The following is a 21,445-nucleotide window of genomic DNA, read 5'->3' as shown; positions in this document are numbered from 1 at the left end:
TCATGCGCAATTCCATTCCCTGGCCCCACCGTGCCGACCATCGGCCGCTCGCCATTGCCCATCGCGGCGCCAGCGCCCACGCGCCCGAGAACACGCTTGCCGCCTTCCGGCTCGCCGCCGAGCTCGGCGCCGACATGTGGGAGATCGACGTGCAGCTCACCGCCGACGCCGTTGCGGTGATCTCCCACGATGCCGGGCTCGCGCGCATGTTCGGCGCCGAGGGGGAGATCGCCGATCTCGCCTTTGCCGAATTGCGCGCCCGTGCACCCGCCCTGCCGAGCCTTGCCGAGGTGATCGACCTCGCCGCCGCCCTCGACCAGGCGCTCTATGTCGAGCTGAAGGCGGATGGTTCCGGCCCGGTCGCCAGCCGCCTCCTCTCCGAAAAGGGCTTCCGCCGCGCCGGTCTCGGCAGCTTCAAGGTCGACGAGGTGGCGCGGCTCGCCGCCGCTGGCTGTCCCTATCCGCTCGCCGTGCTGGTGCCGCTCGGCGCCGATCCCTTCGCTCTCTCCGAACGGTCGGGCGCCGACATTATCCATCTCTGCTGGGAGCGCGGCGGCGAGCGGCCGCAGGATCTCGTCACCGACGATCTTCTTGCCGAAGCGCGGCGTCGCAAGCTCGGCGTCGTGCTGTGGCACGAGGAGCGCAAGACGGTGCTCGACGACCTCATCCGCTTGCCGGTGCTCGGCATATGCTCCAACACTCCCGAGCTGGTGGCCGACGCCGGGAGACCCATGTGAAGCAGGACAGACAGCATCGCGTGCCGACGGCCGACGACGTCGCCCTGCTCGCCGGGGTGTCGCGCTCGGCCGTGTCGCGCACGTTCACCGAAGGGGCGAGCGTGGCGCCGGCCACCCGCGAGAAGGTGGTGGCGGCGGCGCGCAGCCTCGGCTACCGCGTCAATTTCCTGGCCCGCAGCCTGTCGCGGCAGCGCACCAACTTGATCGGCCTCGTCGTCTCCGACCTCGACAATCCGTTTCGGGCGGCGATGATGGACCAGATCGCCCGGCGGCTGATCGAGGAGCACTATCGCCCGTTCGTCCTGCCGACGGCGACCGGCGGCGACACGCGGCATCTCATCGACATGATGGTTCACTACAACGTCTGCGGCGCCATCGTCACCGGCGATGCCTCGCCCGGCGAGATCGCCGAGGCCTGCGCCGCCTATGGCGTGCCGCTGACGCTGATCAACAAGCCCGAGGTGGGGCCGACGGTGGCCAACGTGTCGATGGACATGGACAAGGCCGGGCGGCTGATGGCCGAAGAACTCTATGCAGCCGGCTGCCGGCGGATCGCGCTGGCCGGCCAGGAGCGGCAGTCCTATTCGATCGGCCGGCGGCGCGACAGCTTCCTGCGCCACGCCCGGCGGCTGGGCCTCGACATCGTCGGCGACTTCCGCGGCCCGGTCCAGAACTATGCCGGCGGCGTGGCGGCCGCCGAGGCCTTCCTCGCCGCCGGGGTGACCGTCGACGGCGTTCACTGCGGCAACGACTATCTGGCGCTGGGCTTTCTCGACCATCTGCGCCGCCGCGCCGGGCTGCGCGTTCCCGAGGACCTCAAGGTGATCGGCTGTGACGACATCGCCGAGGCCGGCTGGCTCAGCTACGACTTGACCACCATCCGGCAGGACCCCGTCGAGGTCGCCCGCTCGGCCGTCGACTGCCTGATCGGCCAGATCGACGCGCCGGATCGGCCATCCCCATCCATGCCCGCCGCCAAAATTGTCGACGTGACGCTGGTGCGTCGCGGCTCGACCGGCGCGGCGCCGTCTTCCCGAGGAAAATGACGAGATGCAGACCGCCGAAACCACGCCCGGCGTCGCCGGGCGACTTGCCGCCGCGCGCCGGATCATCGGCCTCGCCGGCGACTGGGCCAAAGGCTATTTCGACCGCTACGACAGTCTCTCCGTCGAGACCAAGTCGAGCCGGCAGGACGTGGTGAGCATCGCCGATCGCGACGTGGAGGACCTGATCCGCGCCGAGATCCGGGCCGCCTTCCCGCTCGACGGCCTCTTCGGCGAGGAACGCGGCGGCGAGGGAGAGACTTCGGGCTATACTTGGGTGGTCGATCCGATCGACGGCACCGCCTGCTTCCTGCACGGCCTTGCCAGCTGGTGCGTGGTGATCGCGCTGGTCGGCGACGGCCGCACGCTCATCGGCCTCATCCTCGATCCGATGTCCGGCCGGCTCTATCAGGCGATCGCCGGCGGCGGCGCCTGGTGCGACGGCCGGCGCCTGTCGGTCGACCGGACGACGCCGATCAACGGCGGCCTGTTCGCCCTCGGCGCCAGCACGGTGGCGCAGGGGGCACAGATGGGGCGGATCGTCGAAGGGCTGCTCAATGCCGGCGGCGTCTTCATGCGCAACGGATCGGCGGCGCTGTCGCTCGCCCATGTCGCCGCCGGTCACTATCTCGGCTTCTACGAGCCCCGGCTGTCGTCCTGGGACTGCCTCGCCGGCCTGCTGCTGGTCGAGGAAGCCGGCGGGGTGGCGGACGATTTTCTCGCCGGGCCGGGCCTCTCCGGCAAGGGGCCGGTGTTCGCCGCCGCGCCGCAGGTGGCCGGGGCGTTTCGGGCGTTGACGGGGGAATAGCGCGGCCGTTGCCCGGCGGGAGTTCCGCCGGGAGCCGTCTCTGCGCGATTATCCTCGACGCATCACGTGCTTGGCCAGATCCAGACACCGGCTGGCGTAGCCCCATTCGTTGTCGTACCAGGCGATCAGCTTGGTCAGGCCGTCGGCGGTCTGCATGCCGGCCTTGACGTCGAAGATCGAGCTGTGCGGATTGCCCTGGAGGTCGGTGGAGACCACCGGTTCGTCGCAATATTGCAGGATGCCGCGATAGGCGCCGGCCGCCGCGTCGCGGATCGCCTCGGAGATCTCGGCGTAGGACGCCTTGGTCCTGAGCCGGCAGGTGAGGTCGGCCATCGACACGTCGGCCACCGGCACGCGCACCGCCATGCCGTTGATCCGGCCGTTCAGCTCGGGAATGACCCGGCCGACCATGCGCGCCGCGCCGGTGGTGGCCGGAATGATGTTGTTGAAGACGCCGCGCCCGAAGCGCCAGTCCTTGCGCGCCACGCCGTCGACGGTGTTCTGGCTGGACGTCGCCGCGTGCACCGTCAGCATCAGCGCCTCCTCGAGGCCGAAGACATCGTTGATCAGCTTGGCGAGCGGCGCCACGCAGTTGGTGGTGCACGAGGCGTTGGAGACGATAGCCTGCCCGGCATAGGCGGTCGCGTTGACGCCCATGACGAACACCGGCGTGTCGTCGTTCGGCGGCGACGACAGCACCACCTTCCGGGCGCCGGCCCTGACGTGGCCCTCGGCCGTTTCGGTGGTGAGAAAGCGCCCGGTCGACTCGATCACCAGATCGACGCCGACGTCGCCCCAGCGGATGGCGGCCGGGTCCTTTTCCTCGAAGGCGGCGACCGCGCGGCCATCGACGCGCAAGGCGCCGGCCTCCGCCGCCACCTCGCCGGCAAAGGCGCCGTGCACGCTGTCGTATTTCAGGAGATAGGCCAGATGGTCGATGGGCAGCAGGTCGTTCACCGCCACCACCTCGAGGTCGTCGCGCGCCCGCGCGGCGCGAAAAACCATGCGGCCGATGCGGCCGAAGCCATTGATGCCGATGCGGATCTTGTCAGCCATTTCAGAACTCCATTTTTCCTCTCACATTTTCATACTAGGTCGCATAAAATGGCGGAGCAATTAATTTCTTGCGAATCGGTACAAAATGAAAGCTAAACCCTCCCGCGGCCGGCCCCGGGAATACGACCCGGAACAGGCGCTGGCGGCGGCGCTCGGCGAATTCCGGCGGCGCGGCTACACCGCCACCTCGCTCGACCATCTGTCGGACGCCACCCAAATGGCGCGGCCGAGCCTCTACGCCGCCTTCGGCAACAAGCTGGAGATCTACCGCAAGGCCGTCCGGCAATATTCCGAGCAATCGGCCGAGCGGCGGCGGCATGCGCTGTTCGAGGAGCCGTCGCTGCAAAAGGGGCTGGAGGATTATTTCGAGGAGATCGTCGGCGCCTACGTGTCGAAGGACGGCCAGCCGCTCGGCTGCCCGATCCTCAGCGTCATCTCCGGCGAGGCGGCCGCCGACCCCGAGATCGGCGCCGAGCTTTCCGCCGCCGTCGGCAAGACCGACAGCCTGTTCCGGCAGCGGATGGCGATCGCCGCCGAAGCCGGCGAGATCGCGGCGGATGCGGATGTCGGCGGTATCGCGGCGATGCTGGCGGCGCTGCAGCACTCGCTGGCGCTCAGGGCGCGGGCCGGAACGCGCCGGGAGGAGCTGTCGTCCGTCGCCGCCGCCCACGTGGCGCTGACGCTGAAGGCGGCGAACTATGCCGAGAGTGGCGCGGCGCGCGGTTGATGATGCCGTCGCGAGCTGTGCCTGGCAGGGCCGTCGGCGTGAGCGAGTTTTCGTCCAGAAAGCCTCTCAGGTCGGCCAGAGGTGGGGTTCGTTTCACTTTCAAGTTGCATAGTAACTTTACTTACTATATCTTGTGCCCGGTTTGGGCGCGTTGATCCGAGGTCAATGTAGTCCTGAGGCATTTGTCAAAATCTATATTCAATGCAGCTCAGATTCATTTATTTGGGGCTTAATTTCGCATGCTCAAGCGTTGTCTTGTTTTGCGTCAAGTATGCCGAACTCATGACGACTTAGGGGGTATGAATGCGTGCAGCAATGTCTTTGCCAATCTTGTTTGCATTGATGTATTCGGCGAATGCTGAAGATATCGTTCTTTTTCAGGCACGGCCCGGTATTCTCATCAAAGACAGCAAATACGGTCCAGTCGCCGAGTTTCAGAAGGGCCTGTTTGGCGCGGCGGCTGAAAAATGCGATCTCGACACGAGTAAATTCGGCCGACCCGACCATATCATCGGAAGAAACGTAACCCGGCTTGTGCAGGCGGTCGCTGCCTGTGGTCGCTTTCCAAGCCTCCGCAACACTAGGGCCGAGACGACAGGCGCTGTGACGGCTACGCTATGGCAGCTTGTGGCGCCAAGCGTCCCGCCGCCCACCGTTGTTCAGCGCGCCTACATCATGTCGTTGGGAAACGAGGCCACGGACTACACCGACATTGAGTTCAACCTTGGAACCACCGATCCCGGCATCATGACCTGGGGACCGCAGGGCGCCACCTCTGGCCAAGCTTTCCAGGTCCAGCGAATTCTTAAGATCATTGATCGGGACAACAAGCCGTTGATCGACGCCGCCTTCGGATCGGAAGCGTCCGAAGCGCGCAGATTTATGGCGACAAGAACGGAAAAGGCTACCACCAAGGTTATCGCGGCGGTCATGGCCGATCCGGCGCGTCGGCGGATTTGGAAGGAAGGGTTCGTCAAGCTGGGAGATGATCGCGCCGTCCGCTCGGCCTACGATGACCTTATGGGGGCGAGCGGCACTGCTGGCATACCAGAAGCGATCGCGGATTTTTATCGTTCCTACTGGGCTCATTGTTGGCAGCCGACGGAAGTCGACTACGCTTTTTTCCTAGATCGGGCGGTACAGATGGATGTGCGCCAAGCGAAAACGGACGCCGCCCTCAATGCTGTCGCCGAAATCCAACGCCGCCTGGAGCGCTCTTTGAGTGCCGCTGAAAGGCGGCGCGCCATCGCGGCCAACTTTCAGGGCGGCAATACTCAGATGATAGGTGACCGTCTCGCCCGGGATGTCGCATTTTATATCGATGGCATCGGTGAAAATGAACTGACCGACCAGAAGCTTATCGAGTTGAAAGTGAACCAGTCCGAAATTCCGACCCAACTGAAAGGCGAGCTTTCAGGCTGGAGAAGACGGACGGGACAGAAGGCGTCGGATTTTGGGTTCAGTGATGCGCGCCTTGCTCCCGTACCGGCAAAGCTGAGCGGCAGGGAACCGGCGTGTGTCCGATAGTGTGAGCGATCGGACGTTCTTTCCCATCGTGTACGGTCGTTTCCGCAAGGGCTTTGCCAGCATCCGACAGTCGTTCGCGAGATGCATACGTGCCTCCACATGCCAGTATCCCGACCGGTGGCCGCATTCAGCACCGCGGCAAGGAAGCGTCCTGATGAATAAATGAGCTTTAGCGTCATGTTGAGGTTTTGTTTACCATGTTTTGCGACCGTTCACTGTCTCGGGCCGAAATCGGGCGCGCCGTTCCGGTCCGAGCGGTCTCCGGTTCACGAGGGAGCTTTCAGGCTTTTCGTGGCCGGTCCTTTTTTCCTCGCCGAACCACCCCTTCGTTCCGACATTCGAGCCAGGAGGCTCATATGGCCTACGCCGTCGCGCTCATCCACGAAGAAGAAAACAGCAGTTTTGGCGTGTCCTTCCCGGACTTCCCCGGTTGCGTCTCGGCCGCGAGCAACCTCAACGACGCGATCGCCCGGGCGGCCGTCGCGCTGGCCGCGCACGTGAAGACCCTCGGCGAGAACAGCCAGACCCTTCCGGCGTTGCGGACGATCGACGACATTCGCCGGACGCTGGAAATTCGCGAAGCGATCATCGTCGCGGTGCCGGTGGACATGCCGGGAAAGTCCATCCCGGTGCAGATCAGCCTCAACGAGCACCTGCTCGCCGCGCTCGACCGCTCCGCCAAGGCGAGCGGCACCACCCGATCGGACAAGATCGCCGAAGCCATCCGCGCCAGCCTGAGGGTATAGCCCGCCGAGGTGGCCGGCGTTGACCAACGCGTCGCTCCTCTTATATTGACGGACGTACAACTTTCTTGTACGTTTGGCCATGATCAAGAGCTTTCGGGATCGCCGAACCGCCAGCCTCAATCAGGGCGTGGCCGTCAAGGGCGTACCCGCCGATGTGCTTCGGCGGGCGGTCTCCAAGCTCTTTCTGATCGACACCGTGACGCGGCTCGATGATCTCCGAGTGCCGCCGGGCAACCGTCTTGAAGCTCTGTCCGGCGACCGGAAGGGCCAGCATTCGATCCGCGTCAACGACCAGTGGCGCATCTGTTTCGTCTGGAAGGATGGCGATGCCCACGACGTCGAATTCTGCGACTACCATTGAGGAGGCCCCGATCATGGCCCGCGAAATTCCGCTGCCGCACCCCGGCATCGTCCTCAGGCACGAATTCCTGGAGCCGATGGGGATTTCCGTCTATGCGCTGGCGAAGGCGATCGATGTTCCGCGCAGCCGCATCAATGAAATCTGCCGCGGCCGGCAGGGTATCACCGCCAGCATCGCCCTGCGGCTCGGCCGCTTCTTCGGTGTCGATCCGCAGTGGTTCATGAACATGCAGGCCAAATACGATCTGAGCACCGCCGCCGAGGAAATGGCCGACGTGCTGGACCGCATCCAGCCGCGCGCGGCGGCCTGATCGCGGTTGCCAAATCACGTCCGGTTGGGATAGCGCATTCCGCGTGTCGGGGCGCAGGGCGCGCCGGTGAAACCGGCTCGATGAAGGGTTTGCCTGTGACAAGATTGCGTTCGGCCGCGTTCCTTCTCGGCGCCATGCTGGCCCTGTCCGGCTGCGCGCTGTTCGGCTACGACCTCAAGCGGTCGGAGCGGCCGATACCGGCAAAATTGCTGTCCGAGATGAACAGCCGCGGCCTCGGCGCCGCCGCGCCGATCCTGATCCGCGTCTTCAAGCAGGAAAGCGAGCTCGAGCTCTGGAAGATGGGCCGCGACGGCCGCTACGCGCTGCTCAAGACCTATCCGATCTGCCGCTGGTCGGGAAAGCTGGGGCCGAAGACGGTGGAGGGCGACCGCCAGACGCCGGAGGGCTTCTATGCCATCGCGCCGGCGCAGATGAACCCGGACAGCCGCTACTACCTCTCCTTCAACCTCGGCTTCCCCAACCGTCTGGAGGCGGCGCTCGGCTACCAGGGCTCGGCCCTGATGATCCACGGCGCCTGCTCGTCGCGCGGCTGCTACGCGGTGACCGACGACGCGGCGTTCGAGATCTACGCCGTGGCGCGCGAGGCGTTCAAGGGCGGCCAGGCAGCCTTCCAGGTGGAGGCGCTGCCCTTCCGCATGACGCCGGCCAACCTCGCCCTGCACCGGAGCGACCCGAACATGCCGTTCTGGCGCAACCTCAAGGAGGGCAGCGACGCCTTCGAGCTGACGCGGCAGGAGCCGAAGGTCGGCTATTGCGGCCGCCGCTACGTGTTCAACGCCAAGGGCCTCGACCCCCAGGCCGATCCGCTCGCCGCCTGTCCGCCGCTGGAGGTGGACCCGGCGCTCACCGCCGCCGTCGCCGCCAAGGCGGCGAGGGACGATGCCGCCGCCAAGGCGATCGCCGATGCCAACCCCAACCTGCCGGCCATGTCCTATGTCGACGGCGGCATGCACCCGGCCTTCCGGGCGATCCTCCAGGACAAGGGCGCGGCCAGGCTCTCCAAGATGACGTCGGAAAAGACACCGGTCAGCCGCCCCGACGCGGCGCTGGCCGATCCCTTCACGCCGGACGTGCTGACGCGGATGGTCGGCGGCAATAGCTGATCTGTGGTTTCCGATCGGGATGCTCGCGTCCCTGCATCTTGATCTCGGACAGTCATGTGTATAAATACACCACATCGGCGAGGCGAACGATGGGACGCAGCGAGCACAGCAACAGGCGACGGGATGTCGAGAAGCGGCTCGCCGCCGAAGGCTGGATTATCGTTCGCAAGGGGCCGGGTGATCACGTGCAATACAAGCACCCGGCACGCTCCGGCCGGGTGACCATCGACACCGGCACGCGGGACATACCGACCGGCACCCTGAAGTCGATCTACACGCAGGCTGGCTGGGAGTGGTGATCCTCTCCCGCTTGCCATGGGCATCGGAACAAGGAGGTTCACATGGCCCACGTCATCGCGCTCGTTCATGAAGAAGATGGCGTTTTCGGCATTTCCTTCCCGGATTTTCCCGGCTGCATCTCGACGGCGAACAGCCTCGACGAGGTCATCGTCCGGGGCGCAATGGCCCTGACTTTTCATGTCGAGGGCATGGTCGAGGATGGCGAGGCGCTTCCCGTCGTTCGCTCGGCCGACGATATCCGACGGGCGGAGGATGCCGAGGGAGCCATTATCGTGGCGGTGCCGGTGGATTTGCCGGGAAAGTCGGTGCGGGTGCAGATCACCATGGACGAGCACCTGCTCGCCGCTCTCGATCGATCGGCCCAGGCAAGCGGCGCCACCCGATCGGGCAAAATCGCCGAGGCCGTCCGCGCCAGCCTGAGGGCGTGAAGGCGCGATATCGGCGCCTTGCCTCGTCTCATTTGAGCCTACGTCGCCGGCCCGAAACGCGCTTCCAGGAGGTCGATTTCCCTGACCAGCTTGCGGGCCGCCTCGTCGGAGATCTTGCGGGCGCGGGCGTTGCGGTAGATTTCGTCGCGCTCGGCGCGTAGGCCGGCGAGGCGGAGCTTGCGCTCGATTTCGTCGATCTTGCGGGCGAGGTCGCGTTCGTCGCCGGTCTTGGCGCGGCCGTCGATGCGCTGGCGGTAGAGCTCCATGATGCGGGCGCCGGCGTCGATGTAGAGGTCGGCGTCGGCGCGGCCTTCGCCCATCCGGTGCTGCGCCTCTTCGATGGCGCGGATCGCCGCCTGGGCCGCCGCCGTGCGGGCGCCGTCCTCCTCCTCCTGGTTCGACGGCTCGGGCGGCAGCTCGAGGTTCCCAAGCAGATGCGGCAGCCCGATGCTGGCCGCCACCAGCGACACGATGATCACGCCGGCGGCGAGCAGGATGGCGAGGTCGCGGGCCGGGAAGGGCGAGCCGTCGTTCATCGCCAGCGGCAGCGTCAGCACGCCGGCCAGCGTGATGGCGCCGCGCACGCCGGCCAGCGAGGTGGCCACCACCAGGCGCCAGCTCGGCTTGGCCAAGGTCTTGCCGCGGCGCGCCGCTTTGAACAGGATGAAGCGCAGCGAGGTCCACACCCACAGGAGTCGCAGGGCGGCCAGCGCCAGGTTGATCGCCACGATGTAGATCACCAGCCACGCCGGATCGTGGTGGCCGGTTTCCTCGACGACCCGCGCCGCGCCGGCGACGATCTGGGGCAGTTGCTCGCCGAGCAGCACGAAGATGATGCCGTTGGCCGTGAACTGCACGGTGTCCCAGACGGCGCTGCGGCGGACGCGGGTGACGGCGAGCGCCTGGCCGGACTGCTCGGCGTAGCTCATGGTGATGCCGGCGGCGACGGCGGCGAGAATGCCCGAGCAGTGCAGGTGCTCGGCCAGCAGGTAGCTGGCGAAGGGAATGAGCAGGCTGACCAGGATCTGCGAGCCGCTGTCCTCGCCGAAGTGCCGCGACAGCCAGTTCTTGGCCTTCATCGCTCCCCAGGTGACGGCGGTGCCGATGGCGATGCCGCCGATGGCCAGCCAGAGGAACGTCACGAAGGCCTCGGGCAGCGAGAAGGCGCCGGTCAGCGCCGCCGCCACGGCAAAGCGCATGCAGACGAGGCCCGAGGCGTCGTTGAGCAGGGATTCGCCTTCGAGGATGTGCATCAGCCGCTTGGGGATCGGCGCCCGGGCGGCGATGGCGGAAACGGCGATCGGGTCGGTGGGCGAGACGATGGCGGCGAGCGCGAAGGCCACCGCCAAGGGCATCGACGGGATCAGCCAGTTGATGAACAGGCCGACGCCGACCACCGTGAAGACGACGAGGCCGAGGGCGAGCTCCAGGATCATGCCCTTGTCGCGGAACAGCCCCTCCTTGGGGATGCGCCAGCCGTCGAGGAACAGCAGCGGCGGCAGGAACAGCAGGAAGAACAGGTCCGGCTGCAATTCGACGCCGAGATTGGCCACCGAGGCGATGGCGGCGCCGAGGGCGATCTGGAACAAGGGAAGCGGCAGGGCGATGGGCGACATGCGCGCCAGCGTGCCGCTGACCACGACGGCCAGCAGGAGAACCAGTGCGATCGAGACCGTTTCCATGCGCTATCCCGGTTTGTGCTGGCCGACACACGATTTGTCATGGTCCGCGCAGGCGGACCATCTCGGGCAGGAAGGGGCGCGAGGGAAATATCCGGCTCCCCCGATCGGAGGAGAGCTATATCAGCCGCTTGCCTTATTCTGCCCGAAGTCCTCCGCCTTCGCGGAGGATGACAGTTTATATATATGTTTTTATTATATAATTCCTCTTTTCGCCGCTCAGGCGGGGCGCCCCTTCACTCCGCCGCCTCGAACAGCGGCACCTGGGTCATTTCCGGCACCAGCACCATCCCCTTGTCGGTGATGCGGATTTCCGGGATGACCGACAGCGGGATCAGGTTGAAGCCCATGTAGGGCAGGGTGCAGCCGGCCTTCTCCCACTCCACCTTCAGCGCCTGCACCTCGCCGGCGACCAGATGCACCCGCTTGTCGGACATCAGGCCGGCCACCGGCAGCGGCACCATGGCCGTCACCGCGCCGTCGCGGACGACGCAGATGCCGCCGCGCTCGGCCTCAATGGCGTCGAGCGCCACGCGCATGTCGGCCTCGTTGGTGCCGGCGACGATGACGTTGTGGCTGTCGTGGCCGACCGAGGAGGCGACGGCGCCGTGCTTCAGGCCGAAGTTCTGCAAAAGGCCGCGGGCGACGTTGCCGTCCGACTTGCCGTGCCGCTCGACGACGGTGACGAAGGCGAGGTCATGGCGGTCGAACAGCGTCTGCCAGTCGTTGGCCGGCTCGAGCGTCAGCCTGACGTGCTTCAGCACGATGCCCGGCAGCTCGGTGCGGATGACGTTGGCGGTCACCGGCGCGGTCGGCAGCTCCGGCGTCAGCTTCAGCGCCTTCGGCAAGTGGATGGTGGCGTAGGCAGCGTCCGGATAGCGGTAGCGGGTTTCCAGCGTCGCCTCCAGCGCCGGGGTGATCGAGCGGCGGTCGACCATCAGCTCGCCGCCGTACCAGGTCGACTGCGGCACCAGGTCGTCGTCGAGCAGCACCAGGTCGGCGCGCCGGCCGCCGCCGAGGCCGCCGATCTCGCCGTCCATGGCGTAGCGGGTGGCCGGCGAGATCGAGCCCATCGCCCAAGCGGTGGTGCGCGGCACGCCGATCTTGTAGGCCTGCCGCACCACCCAGTCGAGGCCGAAGGCCAGCAGGTCCTCGGCGTCGCGGTCGTCGGTGCAGACGGCGATGCGGCGCGGCGAGGCGCCGAGCTCGGTCATGGTCTTGATCGCCTCGGGCAGCGAGTGCCAGGGCGTGGTCGGCGGGCCGCCGCGCAGGAAGATCCAGACGCCGGCTTCCAGCAGGTCGTCGGCGATGTCGCGGTCGACCGCCTCGTGGGTGTCGGTGACGCCGGCTGCCGCATAGGCGGCGACGAACTCGCGGCCGTAGACGTGGCCGGAGACCGGCCGGCCGCGACTGAGGGCGGCGGCGATGATGGCGTGGCTGCGTTCGTCGCCCATGGTGACCGGCACGAAGTCCATCTTTTCGCCCAGCGCCACGGCTTCGGGCCACTTGTCGAACAGGGCGGCGATCTTGTCGGCCGTCAGGTCGCCGCCGGCCGTCTCCAGCTCCGGCGAGGTGGCCGGCACGGTGGAGGCCAGCGTGTGGAAGATGGAGAGCGGCGCCTCGCGGGCGTCCTCCATCATCGCCTCGATGCCGGCGACATCCATGACGTTGCCGATCTCGTGGCTGTCGCAGAAGATGGTGGTGGTGCCGTTGAGGAGCGCCGCCTCGGCATAGGCGCAGGCCGTCACCATCGAGCTTTCGATGTGGATGTGCGGGTCGACGAGGCCGGGGCCGACGATGCCGCCGTGGGCGTCGTAGATCACGGCAGAGCCGCCCCGGTAGCTGCCGGCCGGCTTGACGGCGGCGATGCGGCCGCCGGCCACCCAGACCTCGCGGTCGGTCAGGATGCGGTCGGAATAGGTGGAGAGGACGCGGGCGCCGGCGATGACGAGGTCGGGTTCGGCGCGGCCGGACGCCACGTCGGCGAGGCGGCGGGTCAGGCGGTGCAGGGGCTCTACGGAAAAACGCGTCGGCTTGGCAATGCTGGACATCCGGACCTCGGGCTCGTTTCAAAAAGCCCCGACCGGTCGGCCCGATCGGGGCCGAGCCATGGTAGCGGCAGGGGGAAGGGTTTCAAGCCAAAAGTCGCGGGAGCCGATGTTGAAGCCGGAACGCTCGCCGATTCCTCTATGAATTGATGGGCAGGCCGACTTCGCCCGATCCGCGCTGGATCAGCCGGGTGCCGAGCTTGATCGTCTGGGGCGGAGAAGTGTCGCCGGCAATCCTGCGGAACAGGAGCTGGGTGGCGACGCGCCCGATATCGAACGGGTTCTGCTCAATAACGGAGATGCCCGGCTCCAGGAGATCGGCCAGCGGGAAATCGTCGAAGCCGATCAGCGGCAGGTGCCGGCCGACCGCCTTGAAGGCCCTGAGCAAGGCATAGGTGCAAAGGGAATCGCCGGTAATCGCCGCGGTGACCGGCTCGGCGAGGGCGAGCATCTTTTGCAGGGAGGCCAGCGTGGCGCCGGGGTTGCCGGAGGCCGAGCAGACCAGGGCCTCGTCGAAAGGGGCGCCCTCGGCCGAGAGAGCTTGCCGGTAACCGTCGATGCGCTCCACCTGCGTGAACAGCTGATCGGCATTGCTGAAGAAGGCGATGCGGCGATGGCCATATTGCAGGAGCTGGCGTGTTGCCATCTGGGCGCCGGCGTGGTTGTCGGTCAACACGGCGTCCACCTGATGATGCAGCGACGGCCGATCGACGAACACCACCGGCAGTCCATTGCCCAGTTCGCGGCCGAGATAGGGTTGCTCGTGGGCGGTCGGCGCGATGATCAGGCCGTCGACCTGCCGGGACGCCAACGCCCGCACCGCCTCCTGCTCCCGTTCCAGATCGCCGCCAGTCGCCGCGACGATCAGCATGGAGCTGTTTTCGATGCTGACGCTCTCGATGGCCCGGATCAGTTGCGACACGAAGGGCTCGCCGAGGTCCTCGCAGATGAAGCCTATGCTGTGGGTCGTGCCTATGCGCAGCACCCGGGCATTGTCGTTGCGCCGGTAGCCGAGTTCGGCGATGACAGCCTTGACCTTCTTGCGCACGGGAGGGCTGACGCCGGGCTCATCGTTGACCACTCGCGACACCGTCTTCAGTGCGACGCCGGCCACGCGTGCCACGTCCTTCATCGTCGCCGGCTGCGGCCTGCCGCCCGAATGGCTGGAGCTTCGATTCATGGCTTGTGTCCTCGCCGGGCGATATGCCGGCGCCGCCTTTCTCACCCTCTAATAGCAAAGAAGTGGATACCCGTCATAGCATAGACAACGTTGTACACACAGAAATGTCTCCTTCCTGATATTTCGCCATATATGCGCCGAGAAATGCCTATTGACGGCCGAAATTTCGGAGTTTAAAACGTACAACGTTGTCAGCGAATGGAGCGTTGGCACTGGTTTTGGGAGGGTTAAAAGTGAAGCATTCATTGCTGCTGGCTCTGGCTGCCTCAGTGGCGTCAGTGTCCCTGGCGGTCGCCCAGGATTCACCGGTCACGCTGCGGTGGGCGATGTCCGCCGATTCGCAGGCGGAAATCGCCGTCTGGAACCATCTTGCCGACATGGTCCATGAGAAATATCCGGCGATCACCGTGAAGTTCGAAAGCACGGCCTTCCGCGACTACTACAACAAGCTGGCGACGCAGGCGGCCGCCAACGATCTCGCCTGCATCGCCGGCCTGCAGGCCCAGCGGGCGCCGGATTATGGACAGCTGTTCGTCGACCTGACGCCGTTCTTCGAGGACGCCGGCTTCGACATCTCGGCCTACGAGCCGTCGATCGTCGACGGTCTCAAGCAAGACGGCAAGCAGCTCGCCGTGCCCTACGACCTCGGTCCCTATGTCCTCTACTACAACAAGACGCGCTTCGCCGAGGCCGGCATCCCCGAGCCGAAGCCGGGCTGGAGCGTCGACGAATTCGTGGCCGCCGCCAAGGCGCTGACCAAGGACGGCAAATACGGCTTCGTCGCCGACGGCACGCCCGACATGTGGCTGCCCTTCGTGCTCAGCATCGGCGGCGACTACATCGCCGACAACCGTCCGGACCTGACCAACGACAAGGTCGTCGAGGGCTTCTCCTGGGTAACGGCGCTGGCCAGCAAGGACCACGTGGCGCCGCCGCTGCCGGCGACCGGCGCGTCCAACTACCCGGCCGACCAGTTCCGCTCGGGCAACGCGGCGATGTATATCGACGGTCCGTGGCAGCTGATCAATGCCAAGGCCAACGTCCAGTTCGACATTGGCATCGGCACCACGCCGGCCTTCGGCGGCACGTCGATCACCACCATGTCCGGCACCGGCTTCGGGGTGACCAGGTCCTGCGAGCATCCGGCCGAGGCCTTCAAGGCGATTTCGGTGATCATCGGGCCCGAGGCCCAGCAGTATATCGCCGAATCCGGCCGCGGCTTCCCGGCCTACAAGGAGGCGCAGGCCTACTGGTACAAGGTGGCCGGCGTCGAAGGCGCCCGCGAGACCATCGACACGGCGCTGAAGACGGTCAACGTCTATCGCACCACGCCGCGCTGGAACCGCATCGCCCAGTTGTTGCAGCAATATGCGGTGGAGGCCTTCAATGGCACCAAGGCTCCGGCCGACGTCCTGAAAGAGGTGCAGGCGCAGATCAACTGAGCCGCACCGACGACGTGGCCCGTCCGTCTCCTCCCGAAACCCGGCGATGACATCGGCACCCCCCGCCGCATTGCCCGGTCCGACGGACGGGCCGCACCATCCTCCGAAACAGGAGCTAAAGTCGGTAAGCTGCGCAGGCACGACAGGCGTCCGCGCATTTCCGAGGCGCTTCGTCTTTCATCGAAGGATATGACTCCATGGGCAAAGTGCAGGCGCCAAAGCGCAATCAGACGATTGCCGCCCGCCGCAGGCGATGGGCCGTGCTCGGCTTTCTCGGCCCCAACCTGATCGGTTTTCTCGTCTTCACCATTTTCCCCATCAGCGCCTCGCTGGTCATCAGCTTCTACGAGTGGCCGCTGCTCGGGGACGCGGTCGCCGTCGGGTTCAAGAACTTCTTGCGGATGTTCACCCAGGACCCGGTGTTCTGGCAGATCAGCTTCAACACGATCTACTTCGTGGTCGGCTACATCATCCTCAATCTGGTGGTGTCCATCGGTCTCGCCGTCTGGCTGACATCGGGCATCCGCTTCGCCGGCCTGTTCCGGTTCGTCTTCTTCCTGCCGGTGGTGGCGCCGATGGTCGCCAATTCGGTGGTCTGGCGCCTGCTGTTCGTGCCGGATACCGGACTTTTCGCGGCGGCGCTGGCGACGATCGGCATAGAGGCGCCCAACTGGCTGGGCTCGCCCAACTGGGCCATGCCCTCGGTGATCCTGATGTCGGTGTGGGCCGGCTTCGGCTACAACATGATCATCTTCATCGCCGGCATCCAGGCCATTCCCGCCTCGATCTACGAAGCGGCGGAAATCGACGGCGTCAACGCCTGGACGCGCTTCCGGCACATCACCTTTCCGATGATCAGCCCGAGCATCTTCTTCGCGACGGTGATGACGCTGATCTCCGCCCTCAAGGTGTTCGAGCAACCCTACATCCTGACCGGCGGCGGCCCGGGATCGTCGACGACCACCATCGTCTTCTATCTCTACCAGCAGGGTTTCCAGAACTACGACCTCGGATATGCCTCGTCCATCGCCTGGATGCTGTTCCTGGTCATCATGTTCGTGACCGCCATCCAATTCTGGGGACAAAAGAAATGGGTTCATTACGCATGAACCGGGGCAAGACTCTGAAGGCGGCGCTGTCGCAAACGCTGCTCACCCTCGTGGCCGTGGTGATGATCTTCCCTTTCTTCTGGATGATCACCACGGCGCTGAAGCCGGCGGCGGAGGTCTTTTCGGTGCCGCCGCGCATCGTCGGCAGCGAGTTGCGCTGGCATAACTTCATCGACGCCTGGAACTACCTGCCGTTCAGCCGTTTCATCGTCAACGGTCTCGTGGTGTCGGGTATCGGCACGGCGATCGTGCTGATCAGTTCGTCGCTGGCCGCCTTCGCCTTCTCCCGCCTGCACTGGCGCGGCCGCGACGGCGTGTTCCTGATCTACCTCGGCACGCTGATGATCCCGCAGGAGGTACTGGTCGTGCCGATGTTCATGATCATGCGCGAGCTCGGCTGGATCAACAGCTACGCCGGCCTGATCATGCCCTGGGCCTTCACCGCCTTCGGCACCTTCCTGCTGCGCCAGTTCTTCATGACGCTGCCGCGCGAGCTGGAAGAGGCGGCCACCATCGACGGCGCCGGCATCTGGACGGTCTACTGGCGCATCCTGCTGCCGCTGACCCGGCCGGCCATGGGCACGCTCGCCGTGTTTACCTTCATCGGCTACTGGAACAGCTTCCTCTGGCCGCTGCTGATCGTCAGCGACGTCAACATGGCCACCGTGCCGCTCGGCCTCAACATGTTTCTCGGCCAGACCGGCAACCAGTGGAACCTGTTGATGGCGGCGGCGACCATCTCCGTCATCCCGAGCGCCCTGCTGGTCATCGCGCTGCAGAAATACCTCGTCAAGGGAATCGCGCTTTCCGGCCTCGGCGGCCGCTAGTCACCACCCGTCATCCCCCGAACTCACGTCCAGCACTTACCCAAGGAGGAGCACGCATGCTCAGCCATATCGGACACTTGCGCCAAATTCACCTCGACTTCCACACCGCCGAGCAGGTCGGCTCGGTCGGTCACGCCTTCGACGGCGAGCAATTCGCGGCGAGACTGAAGAAGGCGCACGTCAACTCGATCATCCTGTTCGCCCGCTGCCACCACGGCTTCCTCTACTATCACGGCGACGAGACGATCCTCGGTCCGGTCCATCCCGGCCTGAAGCGCGACCTTCTGGCCGAGCAGGTCGCCGCCTGCCAGGCGGCCGGCATCAACGTCGAGATCTATACCACCGTCCAGTGGGACGTGCTGACCGTCTATCGCCATCCCGAATGGCGGGTGATGCATGCCGACGGCAGCTTCGAGGGCACGCCGCCCTTCGAAGCCGGCTTCTATCGCAAGCTCAGCCTGTCGACGCCCTATGCCGACGTGTTCAAGGACCATGTCCGCGACATTCTCAAGCGCTTCACGCCCGACGGCATCTACTTCGACTTCATCCGGCCGGACGTTTGCGTCAATCCCTACAGCATGGCGATGATGGAGCGGCGCGGCCTCGACCCGGCCAACCCGCGCGACCGCGAGGAATTCGGCTTCTGGAACGCCAACCGCTATGAAATCGAGCTGTCGGAGCTCGTTCACAGCTACGATCCGAAGATGACCGTCACCTTCAACGGCGGCCATGTCGGCATGCGGCACCGGCAGGCGGCGAAGGCCTATACCCATTTCGAGCTGGAAACCCTGCCGAGCGGCGGCTGGGGCTACATGTATTTCCCGGTCACCGGCCGCTTCGCGCGCACCCTCGGTCCCGACGTCGTCGGCACGACGGGCAAGTTCCACTCGACCTGGGGCGACTTTCATACGCTGAAGAACCTGGCAGCGCTGGAATACGAGGTGTTCAGGATGGTGGCGCAGGGCGCCGGCTGCTCGATCGGCGACCAGTTGCATCCGAGCGGCGAACTCGACCGCGAAACCTACGAACTGGTCGGCAAGGTCTACGGTGAACTCGAAGCCTGCGAGCCCTGGCTGGACGGCTGCAAGCCGGCCGTCGACATCGGCGTGCTGCATCCGGAGGAATTCCTCGGCGGCGGCGTCATGGATCTGCCGCGTGCCATCCAGGGCATCACCCGCATGTTGATGGAGGGCGGCCACCAGTTCGACATCATCGACACCACCCAGTCGCTCGACAAGTACAAGCTGCTGATCCTGCCCGACTTCATCCGCGTCGACGACCAGTTCGCCCGGAAGCTGGCCGACTATCAGGCCAAGGGCGGCGCCATCATCATGAGCTACCAGTCCGGCCTCAAGCCGGGCAGCGACGTGTTCGCCCGGCCCGAGTGGGGCCTCAGCGTGCTGTCGGAGGGGCCGATCGACGACACGGGCTTGCTGGCGCGCGGCCGCCGCTACGAGCGGCACGACTTCGCCCAGTATGTCCGCGCCGGCTCGGCGTTGCAGCGCAACTACGGCCCGTGCGAGCATCCGGTCTATCTTCACGGCATGGACGTCGGCTCCGAGGAAGGCGTCGAGCGCCTCGCCGATTTCATCCAGCCCTTCTTCGATCGCAGGTACAAGCACTACATGTCGCACCTGCAGGCTCCGTCGTCCGGCAAGGTCGGCGGCGGCGCGGTGTTCCGCAAGGGCTCGCTGATCTATTTCGCCAGCCCGATCGCCTGCCAGTACGAGGAATGCGCGCCGCTCTGGGTCAAGCATCTCCTGCTCAACGCGATCGACCTGCTGCTGCCGCAGCCGCTGTTCCGACACAACGGCCCCAGCACCATCGAGAGCGGCTACATGCTGCAGCCCGACAAGAACCGCGCCGTGCTGCACCTTCTCCACTACATCCCCGAACGGCGCGGCAGCGAGTTCGACGTCGTGGAGGACGTCATCCCGGTCTACGACATCGACGTGTCGCTCAGGGCCGACAAGCCGGTCAAGTCCGTCTCGGCCGCTCCGCAGGGGGCGCCGCTCGCCTTCACCGAGGCTGCCGGCCGGATCGATATCCGGGTTCCCGAGGTGAACGGTCACCAGATGATCGTGGTCGAGTTCGCATAGGGAGCATCGTGCGGAAAAGTGGGAACCGGTTTTCCGCGAGAAACGATGCGGCAACAAGCAAGTAGAGCAACGCCTTCGTTCGTCGGAACACGCGTTGCTCGAGAAAGGAGGCCCCGATGGCCAGCTTGAATCTCAACGGAATCGAAAAGAGCTATGGCAGCCTGAAGGTCGTCCATGGGATCGACCTCGAGATTGCCGACGGCGAGTTCATCGTGCTCGTCGGGCCATCGGGCTGCGGCAAATCGACCTTGCTCAGGATGATCGCCGGCCTCGAGGCGATCACCGAAGGCGAGGTCCGGATCGGAGGCAGCGTCGTCAACTGGGAAGCGCCGAAAGACCGCGGCATCGCTATGGTGTTTCAGAACTACGCCCTCTACCCGCACATGACGGTGGAGGACAACATGGCCTTCGCGTTGCAGCTTGCCCATCGCACCCCGGCCGACATCCATGAGCGGGTGGACAGGGCCGCCGCCATGCTGGGGCTGGAAGCCTATCTCAAGCGCTACCCGCGCGAGCTGTCGGGCGGCCAGCGCCAGCGCGTTGCCATGGGCCGCGCCCTGGTGCGCGATCCGAAGGTGTTCCTGTTCGACGAGCCGCTCAGCAATCTCGACGCCAAGCTGCGCGTCCAGATGCGGACGGAAATCCGCGAGCTGCAGCAGCGCCTGAAGACCACCACCGTCTACGTCACCCACGATCAGGTCGAAGCCATGACCATGGCCGACCGCATCGTCGTCATGAACGCCGGCCGCATCGAGCAGGTCGGCACGCCGCTCGAACTCTACGATCGGCCGGCCAACCGCTTCGTCGGCGGCTTCATCGGCTCGCCGGCGATGAACATGCTCGAAGGCGCCTTCGAAAAGACGGAAACGGGTACCTCCTTCCGCTCGGCGCAAGGCGCGGTGTTCGCGGTGCCGCCACAGGTGGCCGGCGGGGTCGTGCCCGGCGCCGGCGCCTTCGGCATCCGGCCTGAAGACCTCACGCTGGCGCCCGGCTCCGGCTTGCGGGCAAAGGTGGTGGTCATCGAGCCGACCGGCGCCGAGACCATGCTGCGCTGCGTCTCCGACGGCGAGGCGTTGACGGTCGTCCTGAGGGAGCGGCCGGGCGTGCTGCCGGGCGACGAGGTCGAACTCGCCGTTCGTCCCGGTGCCGGCGTGTGGTTCGATGCGGCCGGCCGCAACTGCGCGGTTCTGAAAAACTGAGGCTCATCGACCGGGCCGAATCGTCCCGACGGAGGAAAACATGGAAGTCTCGCTCATCGCCCATCTCGAAGCGAAGGACGGTCTGGCCGACGCGCTCGCCGACCGTCTTACCCTTCACACGGTCAAGGTGCGGCAGGAACCCGGAAACCGGCAGTTCCAGGTATTCCGCCATCGCGACGAGCCCAATCGCTTCGAGGTGGTGGAGACCTATGCCGACCAGGCGGCTTTCGAAAGCCATATCGCCGCGCCGCACAGCGTGAGCTTCAACGCCTGGCTGGCCGACGTGGCGGTCGGCGGGCAGTCGACCCTGACCTTCGTCCGGGCGATCTGACCGGGCGGCCGACAATTTAGTGCAATTTCAGCAAAAGTGGGAACCGGTTTTGCGTCCGAAATTGCGCCTAATCAAAGAGATAGAGCATTTTTGGCGACCCTGTTTTCGCCGGAAATGCTCTAAGACCAAGCGTCCGGGAACATGGCGATGCTTCTATCCTGCGGCGACGCACTGATCGATTTCGTGCCTGTGAAGTCGGCCGGTGGCCGGGACGCCTACGTGCCGGCGGTCGGCGGCTCCTGCCTCAACATCGCCGTCGCCATGTCGCGCCTCGGCGCGCTGACCGGCTTCGTCGGCGGCATCGCCAACGACATGTTCGGCGCGATGATCGCCGACCACCTGGCCGCCTCCGGCGTGTCGCTGC

The 21,445-nt window shown here is 65.7% G+C and carries 22 protein-coding genes; 18 read left to right on the top strand and 4 right to left on the bottom strand.

What is annotated here, in order from left to right; genetic code table 11:
• Nucleotides 1-2 precede the first annotated feature (2 nt).
• From CJ014_RS20885 to CJ014_RS20875, 3 genes are read left to right on the top strand one after another with little or no spacing between them, the layout of a single operon-like run.
• Nucleotides 3-737, top strand: coding sequence for a glycerophosphodiester phosphodiesterase (locus CJ014_RS20885; protein ID WP_100082438.1), 735 nt, complete (start codon nt 3-5; stop codon nt 735-737).
• Nucleotides 734-1,783, top strand: coding sequence for a LacI family DNA-binding transcriptional regulator (locus CJ014_RS20880; protein ID WP_207765827.1), 1,050 nt, complete (start codon nt 734-736; stop codon nt 1,781-1,783). Before CJ014_RS20885 ends, CJ014_RS20880 begins: the two co-directional genes overlap by 4 nt.
• Before the next feature lie 4 nt (nt 1,784-1,787).
• On the top strand, nt 1,788-2,588 hold the full coding sequence (locus CJ014_RS20875; RefSeq protein ID WP_100082436.1) for an inositol monophosphatase family protein: 801 nt from the start codon (nt 1,788-1,790) through the stop codon (nt 2,586-2,588).
• Nucleotides 2,589-2,636: 48 nt separating this feature from the next.
• On the opposite strand, the gene gap is transcribed toward CJ014_RS20875, so the two are convergent.
• Nucleotides 2,637-3,644, bottom strand: a complete 1,008-nt coding sequence (gene gap, locus CJ014_RS20870) for a type I glyceraldehyde-3-phosphate dehydrogenase (RefSeq protein ID WP_100082435.1) — start codon at nt 3,642-3,644, stop codon at nt 2,637-2,639.
• Between the two features lie 85 nt (nt 3,645-3,729).
• Here gap and CJ014_RS20865 point away from each other — a divergent pair, with 85 nt between their 5' ends.
• The 8 genes from CJ014_RS20865 (at nt 3,730) to CJ014_RS20830 (ending at nt 9,167) form a co-directional block, all read left to right on the top strand.
• Nucleotides 3,730-4,371, top strand: coding sequence for a TetR/AcrR family transcriptional regulator (locus CJ014_RS20865; RefSeq protein WP_100082434.1), 642 nt, complete (start codon nt 3,730-3,732; stop codon nt 4,369-4,371).
• A 303-nt stretch (nt 4,372-4,674) separates the two neighbouring features.
• Nucleotides 4,675-5,898 carry a hypothetical protein gene (locus CJ014_RS20860; protein ID WP_133121896.1) on the top strand — a complete coding sequence of 408 codons (1,224 nt, stop codon included), beginning with the start codon at nt 4,675-4,677 and terminating at the stop codon, nt 5,896-5,898.
• 356 nt (nt 5,899-6,254) lie between these two features.
• On the top strand, nt 6,255-6,644 hold the full coding sequence (locus CJ014_RS20855; RefSeq protein WP_165790927.1) for a type II toxin-antitoxin system HicB family antitoxin: 390 nt from the start codon (nt 6,255-6,257) through the stop codon (nt 6,642-6,644).
• A gap of 79 nt (nt 6,645-6,723) precedes the next feature.
• The gene (locus CJ014_RS20850) at nt 6,724-7,005 is read left to right on the top strand and encodes a type II toxin-antitoxin system RelE/ParE family toxin (protein ID WP_100082431.1); all 282 of its coding nucleotides are present in this window, start codon (nt 6,724-6,726) and stop codon (nt 7,003-7,005) included.
• Nucleotides 7,006-7,018: 13 nt separating this feature from the next.
• Nucleotides 7,019-7,315, top strand: coding sequence for a HigA family addiction module antitoxin (locus tag CJ014_RS20845; protein WP_100082430.1), 297 nt, complete (start codon nt 7,019-7,021; stop codon nt 7,313-7,315).
• Nucleotides 7,316-7,395: 80 nt separating this feature from the next.
• Nucleotides 7,396-8,439 carry a L,D-transpeptidase family protein gene (locus tag CJ014_RS20840; RefSeq protein WP_118847937.1) on the top strand — a complete coding sequence of 348 codons (1,044 nt, stop codon included), beginning with the start codon at nt 7,396-7,398 and terminating at the stop codon, nt 8,437-8,439.
• 89 nt (nt 8,440-8,528) lie between these two features.
• Nucleotides 8,529-8,738 carry a type II toxin-antitoxin system HicA family toxin gene (locus CJ014_RS20835; RefSeq protein WP_100082428.1) on the top strand — a complete coding sequence of 70 codons (210 nt, stop codon included), beginning with the start codon at nt 8,529-8,531 and terminating at the stop codon, nt 8,736-8,738.
• Nucleotides 8,739-8,780: 42 nt separating this feature from the next.
• Nucleotides 8,781-9,167 carry a type II toxin-antitoxin system HicB family antitoxin gene (locus tag CJ014_RS20830; protein ID WP_100082427.1) on the top strand — a complete coding sequence of 129 codons (387 nt, stop codon included), beginning with the start codon at nt 8,781-8,783 and terminating at the stop codon, nt 9,165-9,167.
• Nucleotides 9,168-9,205: 38 nt separating this feature from the next.
• Here the strand turns inward: CJ014_RS20830 and CJ014_RS20825 are convergent, their stop codons facing one another.
• The 3 genes from CJ014_RS20825 to CJ014_RS20815 form a co-directional block, all read right to left on the bottom strand.
• Nucleotides 9,206-10,849: a Na+/H+ antiporter gene (locus CJ014_RS20825; protein WP_100082426.1), complete on the bottom strand. Its 1,644-nt coding sequence runs from the start codon at nt 10,847-10,849 to the stop codon at nt 9,206-9,208.
• A gap of 233 nt (nt 10,850-11,082) precedes the next feature.
• Complete coding sequence (locus tag CJ014_RS20820; protein WP_425351946.1) at nt 11,083-12,888, bottom strand: adenine deaminase C-terminal domain-containing protein; 1,806 nt, start codon at nt 12,886-12,888, stop codon at nt 11,083-11,085.
• Nucleotides 12,889-13,033: 145 nt separating this feature from the next.
• Complete coding sequence (locus CJ014_RS20815; protein WP_100082424.1) at nt 13,034-14,074, bottom strand: LacI family DNA-binding transcriptional regulator; 1,041 nt, start codon at nt 14,072-14,074, stop codon at nt 13,034-13,036.
• A 233-nt stretch (nt 14,075-14,307) separates the two neighbouring features.
• Between CJ014_RS20815 and CJ014_RS20810 the strand changes: the two genes are divergently transcribed.
• From CJ014_RS20810 to CJ014_RS20780, 7 genes are all read left to right on the top strand, one after another.
• Entirely contained in the window at nt 14,308-15,516 is a 1,209-nt protein-coding gene (locus tag CJ014_RS20810; protein ID WP_207765826.1) for an ABC transporter substrate-binding protein, read from the top strand.
• Nucleotides 15,517-15,713: 197 nt separating this feature from the next.
• Nucleotides 15,714-16,625, top strand: coding sequence for a carbohydrate ABC transporter permease (locus CJ014_RS20805; RefSeq protein WP_100082422.1), 912 nt, complete (start codon nt 15,714-15,716; stop codon nt 16,623-16,625).
• A complete protein-coding gene (locus CJ014_RS20800; protein WP_207765825.1) occupies nt 16,607-17,452 on the top strand; it encodes a carbohydrate ABC transporter permease in 846 nt (281 codons plus the stop codon). The genes CJ014_RS20805 and CJ014_RS20800 overlap by 19 nt, the downstream gene beginning before the upstream one ends.
• A 56-nt stretch (nt 17,453-17,508) precedes the next feature.
• A complete protein-coding gene (locus CJ014_RS20795) occupies nt 17,509-19,551 on the top strand; it encodes an alpha-amylase family protein (RefSeq protein ID WP_100082420.1) in 2,043 nt (680 codons plus the stop codon).
• Nucleotides 19,552-19,667: 116 nt separating this feature from the next.
• Nucleotides 19,668-20,750 (top strand): ABC transporter ATP-binding protein, encoded by a 1,083-nt coding sequence (locus CJ014_RS20790; protein WP_100082419.1) that lies wholly within the window; start codon nt 19,668-19,670, stop codon nt 20,748-20,750.
• A 40-nt stretch (nt 20,751-20,790) separates the two neighbouring features.
• Nucleotides 20,791-21,081 carry a putative quinol monooxygenase gene (locus tag CJ014_RS20785; protein WP_100082418.1) on the top strand — a complete coding sequence of 97 codons (291 nt, stop codon included), beginning with the start codon at nt 20,791-20,793 and terminating at the stop codon, nt 21,079-21,081.
• Nucleotides 21,082-21,228: 147 nt separating this feature from the next.
• A partial coding sequence (locus CJ014_RS20780; protein ID WP_245427500.1) for a PfkB family carbohydrate kinase occupies nt 21,229-21,445 on the top strand: 217 nt, incomplete at its 3' end.

Origin of the sequence: Pleomorphomonas carboxyditropha, from assembly GCF_002770725.1 — a bacterium.
Taxonomy (GTDB): Bacteria; Pseudomonadota; Alphaproteobacteria; order Rhizobiales; family Pleomorphomonadaceae; genus Pleomorphomonas; species Pleomorphomonas carboxyditropha.
Note: the sequence above shows the minus strand (reverse complement) of the source record. Positions and strands in the feature narration are given on the sequence as shown.

Coding starts and splice junctions, on each gene's coding strand:
- CJ014_RS20865 (WP_100082434.1), top strand. CDS start 3,730: ATGAAAGCTAAACCCTCCCGCGGCCGGCCCCGGGAATACGACCCGGAA.
- CJ014_RS20785 (WP_100082418.1), top strand. CDS start 20,791: ATGGAAGTCTCGCTCATCGCCCATCTCGAAGCGAAGGACGGTCTGGCC.
- gap (WP_100082435.1), bottom strand. CDS start 3,644: ATGGCTGACAAGATCCGCATCGGCATCAATGGCTTCGGCCGCATCGGC.
- CJ014_RS20840 (WP_118847937.1), top strand. CDS start 7,396: ATGAAGGGTTTGCCTGTGACAAGATTGCGTTCGGCCGCGTTCCTTCTC.
- CJ014_RS20790 (WP_100082419.1), top strand. CDS start 19,668: ATGGCCAGCTTGAATCTCAACGGAATCGAAAAGAGCTATGGCAGCCTG.
- CJ014_RS20800 (WP_207765825.1), top strand. CDS start 16,607: ATGGGTTCATTACGCATGAACCGGGGCAAGACTCTGAAGGCGGCGCTG.
- CJ014_RS20805 (WP_100082422.1), top strand. CDS start 15,714: ATGGGCAAAGTGCAGGCGCCAAAGCGCAATCAGACGATTGCCGCCCGC.
- CJ014_RS20845 (WP_100082430.1), top strand. CDS start 7,019: ATGGCCCGCGAAATTCCGCTGCCGCACCCCGGCATCGTCCTCAGGCAC.
- CJ014_RS20835 (WP_100082428.1), top strand. CDS start 8,529: ATGGGACGCAGCGAGCACAGCAACAGGCGACGGGATGTCGAGAAGCGG.
- CJ014_RS20855 (WP_165790927.1), top strand. CDS start 6,255: ATGGCCTACGCCGTCGCGCTCATCCACGAAGAAGAAAACAGCAGTTTT.
- CJ014_RS20850 (WP_100082431.1), top strand. CDS start 6,724: ATGATCAAGAGCTTTCGGGATCGCCGAACCGCCAGCCTCAATCAGGGC.
- CJ014_RS20830 (WP_100082427.1), top strand. CDS start 8,781: ATGGCCCACGTCATCGCGCTCGTTCATGAAGAAGATGGCGTTTTCGGC.
- CJ014_RS20815 (WP_100082424.1), bottom strand. CDS start 14,074: ATGAATCGAAGCTCCAGCCATTCGGGCGGCAGGCCGCAGCCGGCGACG.
- CJ014_RS20885 (WP_100082438.1), top strand. CDS start 3: ATGCGCAATTCCATTCCCTGGCCCCACCGTGCCGACCATCGGCCGCTC.
- CJ014_RS20825 (WP_100082426.1), bottom strand. CDS start 10,849: ATGGAAACGGTCTCGATCGCACTGGTTCTCCTGCTGGCCGTCGTGGTC.
- CJ014_RS20875 (WP_100082436.1), top strand. CDS start 1,788: ATGCAGACCGCCGAAACCACGCCCGGCGTCGCCGGGCGACTTGCCGCC.
- CJ014_RS20795 (WP_100082420.1), top strand. CDS start 17,509: ATGCTCAGCCATATCGGACACTTGCGCCAAATTCACCTCGACTTCCAC.
- CJ014_RS20860 (WP_133121896.1), top strand. CDS start 4,675: ATGCGTGCAGCAATGTCTTTGCCAATCTTGTTTGCATTGATGTATTCG.